Source organism: Streptomyces sp. ADI95-17, from assembly GCF_003846175.1.
Taxonomy (GTDB): Bacteria; Actinomycetota; Actinomycetes; order Streptomycetales; family Streptomycetaceae; genus Streptomyces; species Streptomyces sanglieri.
In genome coordinates, this window is the sequence record NZ_ML123047.1 from 794,944 (window position 1) to 815,051 (window position 20,108).

The following is a 20,108-nucleotide window of genomic DNA, read 5'->3' on the forward strand; positions in this document are numbered from 1 at the left end:
GGAGACGGTTCGAACCCATCACCCACGACTACGAACGTCGAAGGGCCCCACCGCAAGTGATGGGGCCCTTCGACGTATTGCCCGGTGAGAGCAATGGCGGAGGATACGAGATTCGAACTCGTGAGGGGTTGCCCCCAACACGCTTTCCAAGCGTGCGCCCTAGGCCACTAGGCGAATCCTCCGCGGCAAACAATACAAGACGTTGAGGAGTGCTCGCGAACCCGTTCCCCCGGAGATCGGTTCGGGCTCGTTCCGAGGTCGTTCCGAGGTCGTCCCGGGCGGTACCGGAGGGTGGGGGGAGTGGACCGGCAGGGGTGGGGATCGGCTAAGGTGGGCGTCAGCCCCTCACGTGGCGCTATCTGACTGAACTCCCCCAGGGCCGGAAGGCAGCAAGGGTAGGTCGGCTCTGGCGGGTGCGTGGGGGGCCCTTGTGTTTCCCGGGGCTTCCTGGCGGTGCTTCGCACGGTCCGGGGCCGGTTGTCGGTCCGCCCGGATAACCTCGTATGTGTGTCGTCCCTTGCGCTGTACCGCCGCTACCGCCCCGAGTCGTTCGCCGAGGTCATCGGGCAGGAGCATGTCACCGACCCGCTGCAGCAGGCGCTGCGGAACAACCGGGTCAATCACGCGTACCTGTTCAGCGGTCCGCGCGGCTGTGGCAAGACGACCAGTGCGCGCATCCTGGCCCGCTGCCTGAACTGCGAGCAGGGGCCGACGCCCACGCCGTGCGGGGAGTGCCAGTCCTGCCGGGACCTCGCGCGCAACGGGCCGGGATCGATCGATGTGATCGAGATCGACGCCGCATCGCACGGTGGCGTGGACGACGCCCGTGATCTGCGGGAGAAGGCGTTCTTCGGGCCCGCCTCCAGTCGTTACAAGATCTACATCATCGACGAGGCGCACATGGTCACCTCGGCGGGGTTCAACGCCCTGCTGAAGGTGGTCGAGGAGCCGCCGGAGCACCTCAAGTTCATCTTCGCCACGACCGAGCCCGAGAAGGTCATCGGCACCGTCCGGTCGCGTACGCACCACTACCCGTTCCGTCTGGTGCCGCCGGGAACCCTGCGCGAGTACCTCGCCGAGGTCTGCCACAAGGAGAACAGCCCCGTCGAGGACGGTGTGCTGCCGCTCGTGGTGCGGGCCGGGGCCGGATCCGTGCGTGACTCGATGTCGGTGATGGACCAGCTGCTGGCCGGCGCGGGCGACGACGGTGTGACATACGCCATGGCGACCTCGCTGCTCGGTTACACCGACGGCTCGCTGCTCGACTCGATCGTGGACGCCTTCGCGGCGGGCGACGGTGCCGCGGCGTTCGAGGTCGTGGACCGGGTGATCGAGGGCGGCAACGACCCGCGCCGGTTCGTCGCGGACCTCCTGGAGCGGCTGCGCGACCTGGTGATCCTGGCCGCCGTTCCGGACGCCAGGGAGAAGGGGCTGATCGACGCCCCCGCCGATGTCGTCGAGCGGATGCAGGCCCAGGCGTCCGTTTTCGGCGCCGCCGAGCTGAGCCGCGCCGCCGACCTGGTCAACGAGGGGCTCACGGAGATGCGCGGCGCGACCTCGCCGCGTCTCCAGGTCGAGCTGATCTGCGCCCGGGTGCTGCTGCCCGCGGCCTTCGACGACGAGCGTTCGCTGCAGGCCCGGCTCGACCGGCTGGAGCGGGGCGCCTCCTTCGCGACCACGGGCCCGGGGCCCGCCATGGGTTACGTACCCGGGCCGGAGGCACTGGCCCACGCCCCCGTGCCCCCCGCACCCGCCGCCCCCGTCGTACAGCCCGGCACGGGGCCCGCCGTCGCGCGTGCGGCGGTACGGGGCGAGGCCCCCGCCCCCGCTCCGGCCCCCGCACCGGTCCAGGCGGCACCGACCGCCCCCGCACCGGCCCAGGCCCCGCAGCCCGCGGCCCCCGCCGCCCCGGAGCCGCCGGCCGAGGCGGCCCCCGCCACCGCGGGCGGTCAGCGGCCCGGTGCCTGGCCCACCGCCGCCGCGCCGGAGTCGGGCCGGCGCCCCGGCGGCTGGCCGACCGCTTCCGCCCCGGGCCAGTCACCCGTCCCGCAGTCCGCGCCGGCCGCCGCGCCGGCCCAGGCCGCGCCCTCGGCACCGGTGCCCGCCGCCGAGCCGAGTCCGGGCATGACCCAGGGCGCCGGCCAGGTGCGGAACATGTGGCCGGACATCCTGGAGGCGGTGAAGAACCGCCGCCGCTTCACCTGGATCCTGCTCAGCCAGAACGCCCAGGTGACCGGCTTCGACGGCACCACCCTGCAGATCGGCTTCCTCAACGCCGGTGCGCGTGACAACTTCGCGAGCAGCGGCAGCGAGGAAGTGCTGCGGCAGGCGCTCGCCGAGCGCTTCAACGCGCAGTGGAAGATCGAGGCCGTCGTCGATCCGTCGGGCGGCGCCGGAGCACCCGCGCAGACCGGCGGGGGCCGCCCCGCCGCGCCGCCCGCGCAGCAGTACCAGGCCCCCGCGCCCCAGCAGGGCTACGAACCCCGGACGGCCGCTTCTCCGCAGCAGCATCAGCAGCAACAGCAGGCGCAGCCGAGCCACCAGCAGCAGCCGGGCGCCGCATCCGCCGCCGAGCCCGCGCCGCAGTCGTACTCCGCACCACCGCAGCAGCAGTACTCCGCGCCCGAGCCCCCGCGCGCGGTCGCCCCCGAGGACGACACCCCGGAGGCCGACGACCCCGACCTCGTCGACTCGGCGCTCTCCGGGCACGACCTGATCGTCCGCGAACTGGGCGCCACGGTCGTCGAGGAGTTCACCAACGAATAGCGGGTGAACCGATGGGTGAGTGACGGGCGGCTGCGGGGGTGCGTGGACACCCCGAGGCGTCCGCCGCGGCTCCCCGGGGTGTCCACGCACCGGCGTCCGTCAAGGGCGCCGCGCCCCGGCGGCTAGGCTGCACCCCGTGAAGGTCCTCGTCATCGGCGGCGGCGCCCGCGAACACGCCCTGTGCCGCTCTCTGTCCCTCGACCCCGACGTCACCGCTCTGTACTGCGCTCCCGGCAACGCCGGTATCGCGGAGGTGGCCGAACTGCACCCGGTCGACGCCCTCGACGGCGACGCCGTCGCGCGCCTCGCCACCGACCTGGGCGCCGAGCTGGTGGTCGTCGGCCCGGAGGCGCCGCTCGTCGCCGGGGTCGCCGACGCCGTGCGCGCCGCGGGCATCCCCTGCTTCGGCCCCTCCGGCGAGGCGGCCCAGCTGGAGGGCTCCAAGGCGTTCGCCAAGGACGTGATGGCCGGGGCCGGCGTCCCGACCGCCCGCAGCTACGTCTGCACCACCCCCGCCGAGATCGACGCCGCCCTCGATGCCTTCGGTGCCCCGTACGTCGTCAAGGACGACGGTCTCGCCGCCGGCAAGGGCGTCGTCGTCACCGACGACGTCGAGGCGGCCCGCGCCCACGCCCTGGCCTGCGACCGCGTGGTCATCGAGGAGTTCCTCGACGGCCCCGAGGTGAGCCTTTTCGCGATCACGGACGGCACCACCGTGCTGCCGCTCCAGCCCGCCCAGGACTTCAAGCGCGCCCTGGACGACGACGAGGGCCCGAACACCGGCGGCATGGGCGCGTACTCCCCGCTCCCGTGGGCCGACCCCAAGCTGGTCGACGAGGTCATGGACTCGGTGCTCCAGCCGACCGTCGACGAACTCCGCCGCCGCGGCACCCCGTTCTCCGGGCTGCTGTACGCGGGCCTCGCGATCACCTCGCGCGGCGTCCGGGTGATCGAGTTCAACGCCCGTTTCGGTGACCCCGAGACCCAGGTGGTCCTGGCCCGCCTGAAGACCCCGCTGGCCGGTGTCCTGCTCGGCTCCGCCAACGGCACGCTCGACGAGCTGCCCCCGCTCAAGTGGCGCGACGACGCCGCCGTCACCGTGGTCATCGCCTCGCACAACTACCCGGGCACGCCGCGCACCGGCGACCCGATCGAGGGGCTCGACGACGTGGCGGCGCAGGATGCCCCGCACGCGTACGTCCTGCACGCGGGCACCAAGCGGGAGGGCGACGCGATCGTCAGCGCGGGCGGCCGGGTGCTGTCCGTGACCGCGACCGGCAAGGACCTCGCGGGCGCCCGGGAGCGTGCCTACACGGCGGCGGCCCGCATCCGCCTCGACGGCTCGCACCTGCGTACGGACATCGCCCGGAAGGCCGCAGAGGGCTGAGCCGGGCTCCCCGAAGGGCCACCGGGCTTCCTCGAAGGACCGCTCGGCTCCCCGAAGGACCTGAAGGACCACCGGGCCTTCCCGAAGGGCCGCCCGGCTTCCCGAAGGGCCACCAGGCCGGCTGTTCCCACGGACACCGCCCCGAAACGCTCTGACGAGCACCGATGTGCCGCTGCCTCAAGGACAGCGGCGCGTCAGCACCTTTGCCCAAAGCCATTCCATCGAGTGACGGCTGCGCCATCCGGATGACGCCCGCCGAGGCCCCAACTAGGGTGCGGCGCAAGCATTCCGGCACTTGGCCCACTGGCATTGCGATGTCAGTGACGGGTGCCACAGTGGGGGAGTGAGCAACACCGCCGTGGGGGCAGAGGGGGTGACGTCCGGACGTGTCCGATACCGGTGCAAGTGAGGAGCTGGGTGCGCTGAGCGCGCGTGCCCGGGCTCACGCTCTGCTGCGCATCCGCGGCAGGGCGGCAGCCTTGGCGATCCTGCCGGCGGCGGTGGCCGTCGTGCTGCTCGTGGCGGGCGCCCAGGGCCTCGCCGTGGGCAGCGGCTGGGACACGGCGCGCTGGGCCGTGACGGCCCTCGCGGTCGTCGTGCTGCTGCTCGCCGCAGTGGTCGCGGTCGCGATCGTACGGGCGAGGCCGGCGGTCAGTCCGACCGTCCCGCTCTCGGAGAAGGCCGCCCCCGACCTCTACCGCCTGGTCAGGGACCTCGCCGACCGGCTAGGGGTTCCCGCGCCCTCGGCGATAGCACTGACGCCCGACTGCGACAGCTGGCTGGAGGACCGCACCCACCCCTCGGCGCGGCCCGCGCCGGGCACCGGCCCGGATGCCGCCGGGCATTCCGGGGGCCGGTCCCGCCGCCGGGTCCAGGCGGCTCCGGTGCTGGTCATCGGCTCGCCGTTCCTGTGGTGGATGCGGGTCGCCGAGCTGCGGGCGGTGCTCGCCCCGGTCGTCGCGGGCACGGGACCGGCCGCGCATCCAGACATAGCTGCCGCCCGTCGCTTCGTACGCGGGCTCGACGGCGCGGTCGCCGACGCCGCCGCGCCCGTGCCGGGGCCGCTGGCCGGGTTGCGCAGAGTGCCCCGCGCCTTCGTCGGCCGGATCGCCAGGCTCCTGCTGCGCAGCTGCCGCGGCCACGCCGCCGAGATGGAGCGGAGCGTCGCCGCCGCCGCGTCGGTCCGTGCACAGGGTGTGGATTACGGCCTGCGGATCGTCGCCCAGGAGCAGGTCGGCCTCGCCTACGCGGGCTGGGACCGGCTGCTCACCCGGGTCGCCCTGCCCGCCTGGCGGATGGGCCGCTGGCCGTCCCGGCTGGACGCGGGCGTGGTGTCCGCCCTCACCGAGCTGTCCCGGCGCGACCGGCTCGCCGACGGATTCGCCTCGCGGCTGGGCGAGCGCCCCGCCTGTGACCTCCTGGAGGAGCCGGGCGCGGCCGACGAGGCGGCATCGCTGCTGGCGGCCCGGCTGTTCCACGGCGGCCCGGCCCGTCCGGGCCCGGACTGGTCGCCGGTCGACTGGCAGCAGTACCCGGAAGAGGTCGTCGACCGTAAGTGGCGCACCGAGGCCGCCCGCCTGCACCGCGTCCTGGACTCGATGGCGCCCGCGCCCTCCTCGGCACCCCCCGCACACTCCGCACGCCCCGATCCTGCCGGGAAGCCCACCGGGAAACCCACCGGGACCGCCCACGCCGCGACAGAGCCCGCCCCGGCCAAGACGGACCAGGCCCCTGACGGCTTCCACGGCCCCGGCGACGCCCGTGCCCACCCGGATGCCCCCTCCCGTCCCGCCGCCTGCCCCGTCGACGCCGGGATGCCCACGCTGGCCCGCGTCGTCGAGCATCTGGCGGGCCGGACCGGGGGCGGCGAGGAGCTCGCCGCGGGGATCAGCGCCGCGGTGGCCCGCGAGGAGGCCGCGGCCCAGCAGCACCGGGCCGGTGACACATCGAGCCCGGCAGGCGCCCCGGCCGGCCCGGGCGGGGACGTCCTGGATCCCTGGGGCCCCGACCCCCTCCCGCTCTTCCCGCTCCAGCCGCCCCGTACGGGCACGGAGCTGCTCGCCGACCATGTCGCGGCGATGGTCTGCTGCGCGGCGGTGGACACGGCGGGCGCGGCGCCCGGCCTCGACTGGCTGGACGGTCCCGCGCTGCTGATCGACGGCGAGCGCCGGGCCGACCTCGGCAGTCCGGTCCTGAGCCTGGTCGAGGACGGGGACGCGGAACCGCTGCGGTCCTGGCTCGCTTCCATCGGCGTACGCACCGACAAGCCCGTCCGCCTCGTCTGAAGCAGCAGCCCCGGCAGTCACACCACAAACACCCCAACACCCGGAATGGTGCGTTCCGTTCACGTCAATTCGCGACGAACGGTGACGGAGTGCATGCGTTATGTGATGTGCTGGGGATCGACGCTGACAGTCGGCGCATTGCTGTTGGCGCACCGATGACGCATGACCAGCGGCGATCGACGATCCGCGATCGACGATCCGCGATCGACGATCGGCCATCCACCATCGACTGTTGTCTCGGGGGACCTGAGGGAGGGAAACGGTATGGGGACGGAGCAGATTCGGCGATGGGAGTCGGGTGCCCTCGCGCATGCCGTCTCCGACCCCTTTGGCCAGGGCCCGCTGCCCTGGCTGCGCGGCAGCGAGAACTACTTCGACGACACCGGCCATGTCGTCCCCTGGTACGCCGACCCCGCCCTGGGCCACGGCTCCACCGACGGCGGCACACGCACGGCCGACGATGTGCACCGCCAGATCAAGGGCTTCATCTCCACGGGCGCCGCGGCCCCCGGCGAGGCGATCGACTTCCACGTCACCGTGGACCCGCCCCAGCAGTTCTCCGTGGACATCTACCGCATCGGTCACTACGGCGGCGACGGCGCCGCCCAGATCACCACGAGCCCCCGGCTCGCCGGCATCGTCCAGCCCGCGCCGCTCACCGCCGACCGCACGGTCTCCTGCCACCACTGGTGGCAGTCCTGGCGGCTCCAGATCCCCACCTACTGGTCGATCGGCGCGTACGTCGCCGTGCTCACCACGTTGAACGGATACCGCTCCCACATCCCGTTCACGGTCCGCGACGACCAGCCGGCCGATCTGCTGCTGGTCCTGCCGGACATCACCTGGCAGGCGTACAACCTCTATCCGGAGGACGGCCGCACCGGCGCCAGCCTCTACCACGCCTGGGACGAGCAGGGCTGTCTCCTGGGCGAGGAGGACGCCGCGGTCACCGTCTCCTTCGACCGCCCCTACGCGGGCGCCGGTCTGCCGCTCCACGTCGGCCACGCCTACGACTTCATCCGCTGGGCCGAGCGGTACGGCTACGACCTCGCGTACGCCGACACCCGCGATCTGCACGCGGGCCGCGTCGATCCGGCCCGCTACCGGGGCCTGGTCTTCCCCGGCCACGACGAGTACTGGTCGGTGCCGATGCGCCGCACCGTCGAAAGCGCCCGCGACGGCGGCACCTCACTGGTCTTCCTCTCCGCCAACACCATGTACTGGCAGGTCAGCCTCTCCCCGTCGCCGTCCGGCGTCCCGGACCGTCTGCTCACCTGCCGCAAGCGGCGCGGCCCGGGCAAGCCCGCCCTCTGGCGCGAGATCGACCGCCCCGAGCAGCAGCTCCTCGGCATCCAGTACGCGGGCCGGGTCCCCGATCCGCACCCCCTGGTCGTACGGAACGCCGAGCACTGGCTCTGGGAGGCGACGGGCGCGGGCGAGGGCGACGAGCTCGACGGCCTGGTCGCCGGCGAGGCCGACCGCTACTTCCCGCGCACCGCACTCCCCGAGCACGAGAGCCGCATCCTGCTCGCCCACTCCCCGTACCTGGACAGCGAGGGCGTCAAGCGCCACCAGGAGACATCCGTGTACCGGGCCCCGTCCGGGGCGATCGTCTTCGCCTCGGGCACCTTCGCCTGGTCCCCGGCGCTGGACCGCCCCGGCCATGTGGACCCGCGCATCCAGCGGGCCACCGCCAACCTCCTCGACCGCATCTGCAAGCGCGACTGAACCGCATCTGCAAGCGCGGCCGAACCGCCCGCGGGGCGCGGCCGAACCGCCCGCGGGGCGCGGCCGAACCACCCACGGGCCGCGGCCGAACCACCCACGGGCCGCGACCGAACCACCCACGGGGTCACGGAAGTCGGCGCCACGGACGCCCCGCCCCCCTCCGCCGCACCCCGATACGGGAGAATCGGAACGACTCCTGGATCAACCTACGCGGAGGCAGCGTGTCCGGATTTGTAGAAAAGCCCGAGCCAGTGCAGGTGCCGGGGCTCACCCACCTGCACACGGGCAAGGTGCGCGACCTGTACCGGAACGAGGCGGGCGACCTCGTCATGGTCGCCAGCGACCGCATGTCCGCGTACGACTGGGTCCTGCCGACCGAGATCCCGGACAAGGGCCGGGTGCTCACCCGGCTCTCGCTGTGGTGGTTCGACCAGCTCGCCGATCTCGTACCGAACCACGTCCTGTCCACGGAGCTCCCCGCCGGAGCACCCGCCGACTGGGCCGGCCGCACCCTGATCTGCAAGTCGCTGCGGATGGTCCCGGTCGAGTGCGTCGCCCGCGGCTACCTCACCGGCTCCGGCCTCGTCGAGTACAAGGAGTCCCGCACGGTCTGCGGCCTCGCGCTGCCCGAGGGGCTCGTCGACGGCTCCGAGCTCCCGGAGCCGATCTTCACCCCCGCCACCAAGGCGGCCGTCGGTGACCACGACGAGAACGTGAGCTTCGAGGAGGTGGTCCGCCAGGTCGGTACGGAGACCGCCGACCTGCTGCGCCGCACCACGCTGGACGTCTACGGCAGGGCACGTGACATCGCGCGTGAGCGCGGCATCATCCTCGCCGACACCAAGTTCGAGTTCGGTTTCACGCCCACCGCCGACGGCGGCGAGGAGCTGATCATCGCGGACGAGGTGCTGACCCCGGACTCCTCGCGCTTCTGGCCCGCGGCCGGCTGGGAGCCGGGCCGGGCCCAGCCCAGCTACGACAAGCAGTTCGTGCGCGACTGGCTGACCTCGCCGGCCTCCGGCTGGGACCGGAAGAGCGAGCAGCCGCCGCCGGCGCTGCCCCAGGAGATCGTGGACGCGACCCGGGCGAAGTACCTGGAGGCGTACGAACTCCTCACCGGCACGCCCTGGCAGTAGGACTGTCCAGGACCGTCGACGGAACACGAAGAAGCCCCCGGCCGGAAGGCCGGGGGCTTCTTGCTGAACCGAGCGGACGACCAGGTTCGAACTGGCGACCTCAACCTTGGCAAGGTTGCGCTCTACCAACTGAGCTACGTCCGCAAGCGCCGAAGCGCGAGAACCACTATACCCATCCGCGCTGCCGTGCGAGACGCACCGCGGCATGACGATTCTCCGCGCCGAGCTTCGAGGCGGCCGCGGAGAGGTAATTCCGTACCGTTCCCTGCGACAGCGACGCCCGCTCCGCGATCTCCGCGACGGGTGCCCCGTCCGCCGCCAGCTCCAGCACCTCGGTCTCCCGCGCGGTCAGCGGAGAGTCCCCGGCGGAGATCGCGTCGGCCGCCAACTCCGGGTCCACGTAACGGTTTCCGGCGTGCACGGTGCGGATGATCCCGGCCAGCTGCCGGGCGCTGACGGTCTTCGGAACGAAGGCCCGCACGCCCGCCTCCAGTGCCCGCTTGAGGTGTCCGGGCAGACCGTGACTGGTCACGATCATCGTCCGGCAGCCGGGCAGTTCGGTCCGCAGGGATGTGGCGACACTCACACCGTCGGCGCCCGGCATCTCCAGATCGAGGACCGCCACATCGGGGCGGTGGGCCCGGGCCATGGCCAGCGCCTCCGGGCCGGTCGCGGCCTCCGCGACCACCACGAGGTCGTCCTCCAGGGCCAGCAGCGCGGCCAGCGCGCCCCGGATCAGATGCTCGTCGTCGGCCAGCAGCACCCGTACGGTCGTCATCGTCGTTCCTCCTGAAGTGCGGGTGCCTCCCGGGCGGCAGGTGGCCTGTCGAGGCGGGCCGGGGGCACCGTCGGCCCGAGCGGGATCGTGGCGGTGAGCCGGAACAGGCCGTTCCCCGTCGGGCCCGCGGCCAGCGAACCGTCGAGCACGCGGAGCCGCTCCCGCAGCCCGGCCAGCCCGGAACCACCCGATCCGGATCCGTCGCCCGATCCGGATCCGTCGCCCACCCCGGAGCCCCCGCCCGGCCCCGGCCCCGGGGCCGGGGCCGCCCCGTCGTTCTCCACCCGGAGCACCACCGAGTCCGGCAAGGACCTGAGCCGGATCGTGCAGCGGCGCGGATCGCCGTGCCGCAGCACATTGGTCGCCGCCTCCCGTACGACCCAGCCGAGCGCCGACTGGATGGGCGCGGGCAGCTCCCCGCCCGAGTCCCCCGTCACGTCGCACTCGATCCCGGCCGCGCTCAACACCCCTCGGGCGCCGGCCAGTTCGGTACTCAGGTCGGCCTCCCGGTAGCCCCGTACGACATCGCGCACCTCCTGCTGCGAGGTGCGGGCTATCCGCTGCACCTCGACCATCTGGTCCACCGCCTCCGGCCGGCCGCGCTGGGCCAGCTCCACGGCCAGCTCGCTCTTCAGCGCGATCACGGCGAGGTTCCGGCCCAGTACGTCGTGCAGGTCCCGCCCGAACCGCAGCCGCTCCTCGGCGACCGCGAGCCGGGCCTGAAGATCCCGGGCCTCCTCGGCCTGCCACATCACGCTCAGGCTCCAGGCGCTGGGCCGTACGGCGATCAGGGTGAGCACGCAGCCGAAGAGCATCGTCGGCACCACCCCGGCCAGTGTCCCGCCCCGCACCCCGACCGCGGCGAGGACGCCGACGCACAGCGCGGCGAGGGCGAGCGACTGGATCAGGAAGGTGCGGACCGGGATCACCAGGACCTGCGTGATCGCGTGCGCCACCGGAGCGTTCATGGTCATGATGAGCAGCCCGCTGTCGGTGATCCCGTCCACCCCGGCCATCGTCGCCAGCAGCCCCAGGTTCACCAGCAGCAGCACCAGGGGCGGCAGCTGCCGCCGCCGGGAAAAGACGGCGGTGCCGAGGTAGTGCGCGAACGACAGCTGGATGTTGCGGTTGCTCAGCAGACACTGCGCAAGGCTCACGAGCAGCAGTGCCAGGCCCAGCGTGATCGGCAGCGGCGCATGGCGGATGTCCGACTTGAAGGGGGCCAGCTGCCAGGACAGGGTGAAGAGCCAGGGCATCACCGAGAGGGTCAGCCGCGAGTAGAGATCGATCCGCTCCAGCTTGCTGCGCTGCTGCCAGTTGCGGCGCCAGCCCCGTACGAGCACCACGGTGTCCCCTCTCAGCGTCGCGGATCCCAGCGGAACCGCCGTTGCACAGCAAACACGGCGAACCCGGTCCAGGCCAGCCCGGTCACAGCGGCCACGAGCAGGTCGGAGCCGCCGGCCCCGCCCAGCCAGCCCGTCCGTACGAGCGTCATGACCCCGGTCACCGGCAGCAGCTCGCACACGGACGCCATCGGGTCGGGCATGACCTCCAGCGGCACGAAGAGCCCCGAGCCCATCATCGAGATGAAGAACAGCGGGAGAGTGGTGAGCTGCGACGTCTGCACGGTGCGGGTCACCACGGAGGTGGCCGCGGCCAGTGCCGCCAGCAGCACCACGCCCAGCAGCAGGCCCGCCAGCAGCAGTTCGGGCCGCTGTGGCGCGGCGAGGCCGAAGAAGGCCGTCCCCGCGACCACGATCACCACGGTCTGCGCCAGCGCCAGCGCGACCGACGGCAGGGCGGTCCCGACGAGGATCTCCGGGTCGGTGACCTCGCCGGTGCGCAGCCGCTTCAGAACGAGATCCTCACGCCGTGCCACGTAGGACGAGACCAGGTTCATGTAGACGGCCTGGATCAGCACGATGCCGATGCCACCGGTGAGCGCCGCCCCGGCGACGGACAGGCCGGTCCCGTCGAGAACGGACTGCTTCAGTGCCGACTTCATCGCCAGGACCATGGCGGCGGGCATCAGCAGCGAGACGAACACCGCCGTCCGGTTGCGGGCGAGCAGGAAGACCTCGGCGCGCCCGAGGGCGGTCAGCCGGCCCCGGACCGTCGTGCGGGCCGCCGTGCCGGTGCCGGTCGTACCAGTCGTGCTCGCCATCACGCAGCCACCTTCTCGGACTCCGACGCGCTCTGCGCGATATCGAGAAACGCCTCTTCGAGCGAGGCCGAACGGGCATCGAGTCCGAGCAGCCGGACATCCGACTCCCGTGCCCAGGTCAGCAGTTCGTCCAGGGACTCCTGCAGGCGATGTGTACGGATCTCGATCCGCTGGCCGTCGGCGGCGGCCCGCAGCCCGAGCGGAAGCCGGGCCGCCGGAACCCCCTCCGGCAGCTCGAACCGGATGCGGGAGGGGCGGGCGGCGGTCACCTCGGCGGTGGTGCCCGCCGTCACGATCCGCCCCCGGTGCATGATCGCCAGCCGGTCGGCGAGCGTCTCGGCCTCCTCCAGGTAGTGCGTGGTGAGCAGGACGGTGGTGCCGCCGTCACGCAGCTCGCGCACCAACTCCCAGGTGTCACGCCGCCCTTCGGCGTCGAGCCCGGTGGTCGGCTCGTCCAGGAACAGCATCTCGGGCCGGCCGAGCAGGGCCATCGCCAGATCGAGCCGGCGCCGTTCACCGCCGGAGAGCTGCTTGACCCGTACCCGCCCCCGGTGGGAGAGCCCGACCAGCTCCAGCGCCTCGCCGGTCGGGCGCGCGCCGCTGGTGCAGCCCGCCCACATCCGAACCGTCTCGGTGACCGTCAGCTCGGACGGGAAGCCGCCCTCCTGGAGCATCACCCCGATCCGCGGCCGCACGGCGGCCCGCTCCCGGAACGGGTCGTGGCCGAGCACCCGGACCGTGCCGCCGTCGGGGACGGCCAGGCCCTCCAGCAGCTCGACGGTGGAGGTCTTCCCGGCGCCGTTCGTACCGAGCAGGGCGAAGAGCTCGCCGCGCGCCACCGAGAAGGAGACGCCGGCCACGGCCTCGAATCCGCCCGCGTAGCGCCGTCGTACTCCGGTCGCCTCGATCACCGCATCGGAACGGGAAGCGGATGCGGAGGCGGCCGTGACGGGTGTCACGGTCCGGTCCGGGCGGTTGCCTGGGATGTCGTCGCTGGTCATGCCCACAGATTTCCGTGGGATCGGCGACGGGATCAGTGCGAGTTGTCATTACTGCTCATGACAAACGTCATGTGAGGCCGGGCACGACGAAGGCCCTGGTCGATATCGACCAGGGCCTTCGTTTCGATCAAGAGCGGACGACGAGATTCGAACTCGCGACCCTCACCTTGGCAAGGTGATGCTCTACCAACTGAGCCACGTCCGCATTGCTGCCGCTCATTGTACTCCCCGGAAGGAGTTTCATCGGGCGGTGCGAGCATCACTCTACCCGATCCACCGGAGTGGTCGATAAGAGCGATGCAGAGCGGGTGACAGGAATTGCACACTGCGCCTTCCCCCTGGAAGGGGGATGTTCTGCTACTGAACTACACCCGCACGCTGCGTGGGGTTCGGCTTTTCGGCCTTGCCCCTCGGCGTGCTCCAGACTTTAGCCGACCTGCGGGGGTGTAGCGCAAGTCGGTGTCCGCAGGGTGTCGCCCGAGGGGGTGCCGAGGGCCCTGTCGGTGGGTCAACTCGCTTCGCGGAACGCCTCGTAGACCTTCTTGGGGATCCGGCCGCGGGCCGGTACCTCCATCCGGTGCGAGCGGGCCCAGGCGCGCACGGCCGCCGGGTCGGGAGCGAGCGAAGTGTGCCGGTACGACACGGGGGTCTTGCCGTGCTTGCCGGCGTTTGTCTGCTTTCGGCCCGCTGCCATGTACGGCGCGAGGGCCTTGCGCAGTTTCTTTGCATTGGACGTATTGAGGTCGATCTCGTACGACTTCCCGTCCAGGGCGAAGGTGACCGTTTCCGCCGCTGCTCCCCCGTCGATGTCGTCGGAGAGCGTGACCACTACGCGCTGAGCCACGGATATCGGTCCTTTCCTACAGTATCGGCGCGTCTGGCGTGCGCCGATACCGGCCTTCCGGCTGCCAGGCGGATGTGGTGCCGACGGTTGCCGACTGTTTAGGGCAATGCTGCATTCCCCGGTAATCATTTGTACAGCGGTTGGTGCCGCATTGTGAAGCCCACCCAATTAACTCCGCGTGTCAGCCTTCTATGTGTGCTGTCGGTGAGGATTTTTTTTGCAGGATTTTCCCCATGTGTTGTCGCGTCCGATATCTGGGCGTGATCAAGGGTTCTCGATATCTACCCGCGTAGAATTTCTGGCCAGGTACGCTGAGGGGACCTGCGGGGGTCTGGGGAGCCCCCCGGAGAAACAGCCGCACCACACCACCACCGGGAGTGCCAGTGGCACGCGTCGTAGTCGACGTCATGCTCAAGCCCGAGATCCTCGACCCGCAGGGACAGGCGGTGCAGCGTGCACTGCCCCGTCTCGGCTTCGAGGGAATCGCGGACGTACGTCAGGGAAAGCGTTTCGAGCTGGAGGTAGAGGGGCCGGTCGACGACGCCGCCCTCGGCCGTATTCACGAGATGGCCGAGACTTTCCTCGCCAACACCGTCATCGAGGACTTCACCGTGAAGGTGGAGAAGGCCGAGGAGCCGAAGTGACCGCTCGTATCGGAGTCGTCACCTTTCCCGGCACGCTCGACGACAAGGACAGCCTGAGGGCCGTACGGGTCGCGGGCGCCGAACCCGTATCGCTGTGGCACCGCGACAAGGACCTGCACCAGGTCGACGCGGTCATCCTGGCGGGCGGCTTCTCCTACGGCGACTATCTGCGGGCCGGAGCCATCTCCCGCTTCTCGCCGGTCATGGAGACCGTCATCGAGCAGGCGAAGGCGGGGATGCCGGTCCTCGGTATCTGCAACGGCTTCCAGATCCTGACCGAGGCGCATCTGCTGCCCGGCGCGATGCTGCGGAACAACCACCTGCACTTCATCTGCCGCGACCAGAAGCTGCGCGTCGAGAACGCGGAGACCGCCTGGACCTCGGACTACTCCGCGGGCCAGGAGATCTCCGTACCGCTCAAGAACATGGACGGCCGTTACGTCGCCGACGAGCGGGTGCTCGACGAGCTGGAGGCGGAGGGCCGGGTCGCCTTCCGCTACCTGGACATGAACCCCAACGGCTCGCTGCGGGACATCGCCGGCATCACCAACGCCGCGGGCAATGTCGTCGGCCTGATGCCGCACCCGGAGCACGCCGTCGAGCCGCTGATCGGAACCGGCCGCACCGACGGTCTCGGGTTCTTCACCTCGATCATCAAGAAGCTGGTCAACGCATGAGCCTGGATACGGTCAAGCACGCGGCCGAGACCCCGGACACCGCGCAGCCCTGGAAGGAGCTCGGCCTCAAGGAGGACGAGTACGCCCGGATCCGCGAGATCCTGGGCCGCCGTCCCACCGGCGCCGAGCTCGCCATGTACTCCGTGATGTGGTCCGAGCACTGCTCGTACAAGAGCAGCAAGGTCCACCTCAAGCAGTTCGGCGAGAAGGTCCCCGCCAACGACGCGATGCTCGTCGGCATCGGCGAGAACGCCGGTGTGGTCGACGTCGGCCAGGGTTACGCGGTCACCTTCAAGGTCGAGTCGCACAACCACCCCTCGTACATCGAGCCCTACCAGGGCGCGGCCACCGGCGTCGGCGGCATCGTCCGCGACATCCTCGCCATGGGTGCCCGTCCGGTGGCCGTCGTCGACCCGCTGCGCTTCGGCGCGGCCGACCACCCCGACACCAAGCGCGTCCTGCCGGGCGTCGTCGCGGGCATCGGCGGCTACGGAAACTGCCTGGGCCTGCCGAACATCGGCGGCGAGGTCGTCTTCGACGCCTGCTACCAGGGCAACCCGCTGGTCAACGCCGGCTGCATCGGCGTGATGAAGCACGAGGACATCCACCTGGCCAAGGCCTCCGGCCCCGGCAACAAGGTGATCCTCTACGGCGCCCGCACCGGCGGCGACGGCATCGGCGGCGTCTCGGTGCTGGCCTCGGAGACCTTCGAGTCGACCGGCCCGGCCAAGCGCCCGGCCGTCCAGGTCGGCGACCCGTTCCAGGAGAAGCTCCTCATCGAGTGCACCCTGGAGATCTTCAAGGAGAAGCTCGTCGCGGGCATCCAGGACCTCGGCGGCGCCGGGCTCTCCTGCGCCACGTCCGAGCTGGCCTCCGCCGGATCCGGCGGCATGCGCGTCGAGCTGGACACCGTGCCGCTGCGCGACTCCTCCCTCTCGCCCGAGGAAATCCTCATGAGCGAGTCGCAGGAGCGCATGTGCGCGATCGTCGAGCCGCGGCACGTGGACCGCTTCCTGGAGATCTGCGAGAAGTGGGACGTCATCGCCACCGTCATCGGTGAGGTGACCGAGGGCTCCCAGCTGGAGATCTTCTGGCACGGCGAGCAGATCGTGGACGTGCCGCCGCGGTCCGTCGCCCACGAGGGCCCGACGTACCACCGTCCGTTCGCCCGCCCGTCCTGGCAGGACGCGCTCCAGGCCGACGACGCCGGCAAGCTGGCCCGCCCGGCGAACGGCGCGGAGCTGCGCGAGCAGGTCCTCAAGCTGGTCGCCTCGCCGAACCAGGCGTCGAAGTCCTGGATCACGGACCAGTACGACCGGTTCGTGCAGGGCAACACCGTGCTCGCGATGCCCGAGGACGCCGGCATGGTCCGGATCGACGAGGAGTCGAACCTGGGCGTGGCCATGGCGACCGACGGCAACGGCCGGTACGCCAAGCTCGACCCGTACACCGGCGCGCAGCTCGCGCTGGCGGAGTCGTACCGCAATGTCGCCGCCTCCGGCGCCAAGCCGCTGGCCATCTCGGACTGTCTGAACTTCGGTTCGCCCGAGGACCCGGACGTCATGTGGCAGTTCGCCGAGGCCACCCGTGGTCTGGCGGACGGCTGCCTGGAGCTGGGCACCCCGGTCACCGGCGGCAATGTGTCGCTGTACAACCAGACCGGTGAGACGGCGATCCACCCGACGCCGGTCGTGGCCGTGCTCGGTGTGATCGACGATGTCACCCGGCGTACGCCGGTCGCCTTCGCGGAAGAGGGCCAGCTCCTCTACCTGCTGGGCGACACGCGTGAGGAGTTCGGCGGCTCGGCCTGGTCCGAGGTCGTCCACAACCACCTCGGCGGCATGCCGCCCAAGGTCGACCTGGGCCGCGAGAAGCTGCTCGGCGAGATCCTGATCTCGGCCTCCCGCGACGGCATGATCGACGCGGCGCACGACCTCTCCGACGGCGGTCTGATCCAGGCGGTCACCGAGTCCTGCCTGCGTGGCGGGAAGGGTGCCCGGCTGGTCGTGCCGGACGGGCTGGACGCGTTCACCTTCCTCTTCTCCGAGTCTGCGGGGCGCGCGATCGTCTCCGTGCCGCGGAGCGAGGAGGTCCGCTTCAACGACATGTGCGGTGCGCGGGGTCTGCCCGTCGCCCGGATCGGTGTCGTGGACGGCGAGGAGATCGAGGTCCAGGGTGAGTTCGGCATTCCGCTGAACGAGCTGCGTACGGCGCACGAGGCGACCATTCCGGCGCTGCTCGCCTGACCCGCTGGTTCCGACGAGAACGGCCCCGCCCTGTTCATGGGCGGGGCCGTTCTCGCGTCGTGTGTCCGGACCACGGATATTCGGCCGGTGGAATTGTGTATTCAGCGGGGGAGCGGCGGTGCCGTGGTGAATGCGGTGGCATTTACCTCCGCCGCTTCCGCCGTCTCCGCCTCCGCCTCCGGTTTCCGCCGGATTCCGGCCGGCAGCCGGGTCGCCAGAACGGCTGCCAGGACCATCACCGCGGTCGCCGACCAGAAGACCACGCTCGTCGAGGAGACGAACGCGTCCAGCGCCTGCCGGCGGGCGTGGCCGGTCAGGCCGCCGATGGTGCTGGTCGTGCCGCCGGGGCCACGGGCCGCGTAGACCCTGCTGAGTACGGTGCCGAAGAGCGCGGCGCCCAGTGCTCCGCCGAGGGTCTGGAAGAACCGGACGCCGGTGGTGGCCACGCCCAACTGCTCGGCCGGCGCGGTGTCCTGGACCAGCTGGATCAGCTGGCCGATGAGCTGGCCGAAGCCGACGCCCATCAGCAGCAGTGCGGCGCGGACCGTCCAGAGGCTGGTGTCCGTGGAGAGCGTGGCGAGCAGTGCCAGGGCGGCGGACGCGCAGACGGTGCCGCTGACGACGAAGGTCTTCTGCGACCAGCCGGCCGTGGCGAGCCGGTCGGAGAGCAGGCCGACGGCGGTCATGCCGATCGCCATCGGGATCAGGTAGAGCCCGGCCGACGAGGCGGCGATCCCGCGTACGACCTGGAGATAGATCATCACGTAGACCATCGAGCCCATCATGGCCGCGCCTACCAGGCCCTGGATGGCGAAGCCGTACCGGATCTCCCGGATCCTGAACAGGCCGAGCGGCAGCGCCGGTTCGGCCGCGGTGGCCTGGCGGCGTACGAAGAGGGCGAAGGCGGCGACGGTCGCCGTGGAGAGACCGATGATCAGCGGGGACGACCAGGCGTGGTCCTTGCCTCCCCACTGGGTGACCAGCAGCAGCATGGTGGAGAAGGCGGCGGCGAGCCCGGCGCCGAGGAAGTCGATCGTGCGGCGGGTGCTGTGCGCGGGCAGTCTCAGCACCCGGACCGCCGCGGCCAGGACGGCGAGGCCGATCGGCAGGTTGACGTAGAAGATCCACCGCCAGTCGGCGTGGTCGGCGAGCACTCCGCCGAGCCAGGGCCCGAGCGCCATCCCGGCCCCCGCGATGATCCCGCCGACGCTGCCGCCCTTGCCGCCGTCCTTCTCCTCGGGGCCCTTGAGCTCACGCAGCACGACCATGGTGACGCTCATCAGTCCGCCGCCGCCGATGCCCTGGAGTGCGCGGGCGGCGATCAGCCAGCCCATGGAGCCCGCCATTCCGCACAGCGCCGAACCGGCGAGGAAGGTGGCGACGGCCCCGATGAAGACCTTCTTGGCGCCGATCACGTCGCAGAGCTTCCCGTAGAGCGGCAGCGCGGCGGTGGCGGCGAGTTGGTAGGCGGCGATCAGCCAGGGGATCTTGTCGACGCCGTGCGCCGGGTCGAGATCGCTGACGATCGGCACGGTCGCCGCCGAGACGATGTTCGTGTCGAGCACGGCCAGCAGGATCGTGGCGATGCAGAGCACGAACCCGATGATGCGCTGACGGTGGGTCATGACTGCGGGCATGACTGCGGACATGGCGGGGCTCCCCTCCCGAGCGGCTCGGTGCCGCTGCGGCCGGGCACCACCATGGCCCATGAAAATATATCGAGTCAAGAATTAATCTTGGATCAACTTTCATCCTGGTACAGTGACACCATGACCGAGGGGATGAGCCTGCGCGAGCGCAAGAAGCTCCAGACGCGGCACCGCCTGCTGGCCGCGGCCACCGAACTCTTCGCCGAGCGCGGCTTCGACAAGGTCTCGGTCGCCGAGATCGCGGAGGCGGCCGAGGTGTCGAAGATGACCGTCTTCAACTACTTCGCCGGCAAGGAGGACCTGGTCCTCGCTCCCATGGAGGAGCACGTGGGCGATGTCGCGCGCACGGTACGGGACCGGGCCCCCGGCGAATCCGCCCTGGCCGCCGTGCGCGGACAGTACGTGGCCGCCGTCGAGCGCCGCGAGCCCTCGATCGGAATGAGCGACCTGCCGGTGGTACTCGGAGTGCGCCGGCTGATCCAGGAGACCCCGGCGCTGCTCACCCGGGCCCATGCGTTCTCCATGCGCTCCTTCGACCTGCTCGCCGAAGTGCTGGTCGAGGAGGGGGAGGAGCCGGCCATCGCGCGGGTGGCGGGCGCCCAGCTGATCGGCACCCGCAACGCCCTCATCCACGCGAACCATCTGCGGCTGCTGGCGGGGGAGTCGGCGGACGCGATCGCCGCGGACGCCGTCGCGCTCGCCGAGCGCGGTTTCGGCCTGCTCGCCGGTGGCATGGGCGACTTCGCGGTCAGGCGCTGAGGCCGACAGGTCTGTCCGTCCGGTCCGGCGGTGCTGAGGCCGGC

At 71.4% G+C, this 20,108-nt stretch carries 15 protein-coding genes, 4 tRNA genes and 1 other RNA gene; 10 read left to right on the top strand and 10 right to left on the bottom strand.

Annotated features, from left to right (window positions below; genetic code table 11):
- Positions 1 to 94: 94 nt before the first annotated feature.
- Positions 95 to 182: transfer RNA gene (locus tag EES42_RS22585), tRNA-Ser, on the bottom strand.
- Between the two features lie 154 nt (positions 183 to 336).
- Between EES42_RS22585 and ffs the strand changes: the two genes are divergently transcribed.
- From ffs to EES42_RS22615, 6 genes are all read left to right on the top strand, one after another.
- An RNA gene (gene ffs, locus EES42_RS22590) (signal recognition particle sRNA small type) lies at positions 337 to 433 on the top strand.
- Positions 434 to 507: 74 nt separating this feature from the next.
- Positions 508 to 2,766, top strand: coding sequence for a DNA polymerase III subunit gamma and tau (locus tag EES42_RS22595; RefSeq protein ID WP_124720035.1), 2,259 nt, complete (start codon positions 508 to 510; stop codon positions 2,764 to 2,766).
- A 136-nt stretch (positions 2,767 to 2,902) separates the two neighbouring features.
- Positions 2,903 to 4,153 carry a phosphoribosylamine--glycine ligase gene (gene purD, locus EES42_RS22600; protein WP_124720036.1) on the top strand — a complete coding sequence of 417 codons (1,251 nt, stop codon included), beginning with the start codon at positions 2,903 to 2,905 and terminating at the stop codon, positions 4,151 to 4,153.
- Between the two features lie 386 nt (positions 4,154 to 4,539).
- Positions 4,540 to 6,438, top strand: a complete 1,899-nt coding sequence (locus tag EES42_RS22605) for a M48 family metalloprotease (RefSeq protein WP_124720037.1) — start codon at positions 4,540 to 4,542, stop codon at positions 6,436 to 6,438.
- A gap of 264 nt (positions 6,439 to 6,702) precedes the next feature.
- Entirely contained in the window at positions 6,703 to 8,166 is a 1,464-nt protein-coding gene (locus tag EES42_RS22610) for a N,N-dimethylformamidase beta subunit family domain-containing protein (RefSeq protein ID WP_124720038.1), read from the top strand.
- Between the two features lie 221 nt (positions 8,167 to 8,387).
- On the top strand, positions 8,388 to 9,302 hold the full coding sequence (locus EES42_RS22615; RefSeq protein ID WP_124720039.1) for a phosphoribosylaminoimidazolesuccinocarboxamide synthase: 915 nt from the start codon (positions 8,388 to 8,390) through the stop codon (positions 9,300 to 9,302).
- A gap of 71 nt (positions 9,303 to 9,373) precedes the next feature.
- On the opposite strand, the gene EES42_RS22620 is transcribed toward EES42_RS22615, so the two are convergent.
- The 8 genes from EES42_RS22620 to EES42_RS22655 all read right to left on the bottom strand — a co-directional run bounded on the left by EES42_RS22620 (position 9,374) and on the right by EES42_RS22655 (position 14,089).
- Positions 9,374 to 9,446, bottom strand: a tRNA-Gly gene (locus EES42_RS22620).
- 22 nt (positions 9,447 to 9,468) lie between these two features.
- Entirely contained in the window at positions 9,469 to 10,080 is a 612-nt protein-coding gene (locus EES42_RS22625; protein WP_124720040.1) for a response regulator transcription factor, read from the bottom strand.
- Positions 10,077 to 11,423, bottom strand: a complete 1,347-nt coding sequence (locus tag EES42_RS22630; protein ID WP_124720191.1) for a sensor histidine kinase — start codon at positions 11,421 to 11,423, stop codon at positions 10,077 to 10,079. Before EES42_RS22630 ends, EES42_RS22625 begins: the two co-directional genes overlap by 4 nt.
- Positions 11,424 to 11,437: 14 nt before the next feature.
- Entirely contained in the window at positions 11,438 to 12,244 is an 807-nt protein-coding gene (locus EES42_RS22635) for an ABC transporter permease (protein WP_124720041.1), read from the bottom strand.
- Positions 12,244 to 13,245 (bottom strand): ABC transporter ATP-binding protein, encoded by a 1,002-nt coding sequence (locus EES42_RS22640; protein WP_124720042.1) that lies wholly within the window; start codon positions 13,243 to 13,245, stop codon positions 12,244 to 12,246. The genes EES42_RS22635 and EES42_RS22640 overlap by 1 nt, the downstream gene beginning before the upstream one ends.
- A 132-nt stretch (positions 13,246 to 13,377) precedes the next feature.
- Positions 13,378 to 13,450, bottom strand: a tRNA-Gly gene (locus EES42_RS22645).
- Positions 13,451 to 13,548: 98 nt separating this feature from the next.
- Positions 13,549 to 13,620, bottom strand: a tRNA-Gly gene (locus EES42_RS22650).
- Between the two features lie 133 nt (positions 13,621 to 13,753).
- Complete coding sequence (locus EES42_RS22655; RefSeq protein ID WP_206433536.1) at positions 13,754 to 14,089, bottom strand: histone-like nucleoid-structuring protein Lsr2; 336 nt, start codon at positions 14,087 to 14,089, stop codon at positions 13,754 to 13,756.
- A 383-nt stretch (positions 14,090 to 14,472) separates the two neighbouring features.
- Here EES42_RS22655 and purS point away from each other — a divergent pair, with 383 nt between their 5' ends.
- The 3 genes from purS to purL are packed head-to-tail and all read left to right on the top strand — an operon-like array spanning position 14,473 to position 17,656.
- Complete coding sequence (gene purS / locus EES42_RS22660) at positions 14,473 to 14,733, top strand: phosphoribosylformylglycinamidine synthase subunit PurS (RefSeq protein ID WP_124720043.1); 261 nt, start codon at positions 14,473 to 14,475, stop codon at positions 14,731 to 14,733.
- A complete protein-coding gene (gene purQ / locus EES42_RS22665) occupies positions 14,730 to 15,410 on the top strand; it encodes a phosphoribosylformylglycinamidine synthase subunit PurQ (protein WP_072488574.1) in 681 nt (226 codons plus the stop codon). The genes purS and purQ overlap by 4 nt, the downstream gene beginning before the upstream one ends.
- Positions 15,407 to 17,656, top strand: a complete 2,250-nt coding sequence (gene purL / locus EES42_RS22670; protein ID WP_124720044.1) for a phosphoribosylformylglycinamidine synthase subunit PurL — start codon at positions 15,407 to 15,409, stop codon at positions 17,654 to 17,656. The genes purQ and purL overlap by 4 nt, the downstream gene beginning before the upstream one ends.
- A 101-nt stretch (positions 17,657 to 17,757) precedes the next feature.
- Here purL and EES42_RS22675 read toward each other — a convergent pair whose 3' ends face one another.
- Positions 17,758 to 19,305 carry an MFS transporter gene (locus tag EES42_RS22675; RefSeq protein WP_241196511.1) on the bottom strand — a complete coding sequence of 516 codons (1,548 nt, stop codon included), beginning with the start codon at positions 19,303 to 19,305 and terminating at the stop codon, positions 17,758 to 17,760.
- 120 nt (positions 19,306 to 19,425) lie between these two features.
- Between EES42_RS22675 and EES42_RS22680 the strand changes: the two genes are divergently transcribed.
- Entirely contained in the window at positions 19,426 to 20,064 is a 639-nt protein-coding gene (locus tag EES42_RS22680) for a TetR/AcrR family transcriptional regulator (RefSeq protein ID WP_124720045.1), read from the top strand.
- The last annotated feature ends 44 nt before the right edge of the window (positions 20,065 to 20,108 follow it).

Bases quoted from the DNA above. Each gene is read 5' to 3' on its own strand.
- EES42_RS22675 (WP_241196511.1), bottom strand. From the start codon at position 19,305: ATGTCCGCAGTCATGCCCGCAGTCATGACCCACCGTCAGCGCATCATC.
- purL (WP_124720044.1), top strand. From the start codon at position 15,407: ATGAGCCTGGATACGGTCAAGCACGCGGCCGAGACCCCGGACACCGCG.
- EES42_RS22635 (WP_124720041.1), bottom strand. From the start codon at position 12,244: ATGGCGAGCACGACTGGTACGACCGGCACCGGCACGGCGGCCCGCACG.
- EES42_RS22680 (WP_124720045.1), top strand. From the start codon at position 19,426: ATGACCGAGGGGATGAGCCTGCGCGAGCGCAAGAAGCTCCAGACGCGG.
- EES42_RS22610 (WP_124720038.1), top strand. From the start codon at position 6,703: ATGGGGACGGAGCAGATTCGGCGATGGGAGTCGGGTGCCCTCGCGCAT.
- EES42_RS22625 (WP_124720040.1), bottom strand. From the start codon at position 10,080: ATGACGACCGTACGGGTGCTGCTGGCCGACGACGAGCATCTGATCCGG.
- EES42_RS22640 (WP_124720042.1), bottom strand. From the start codon at position 13,245: ATGACCAGCGACGACATCCCAGGCAACCGCCCGGACCGGACCGTGACA.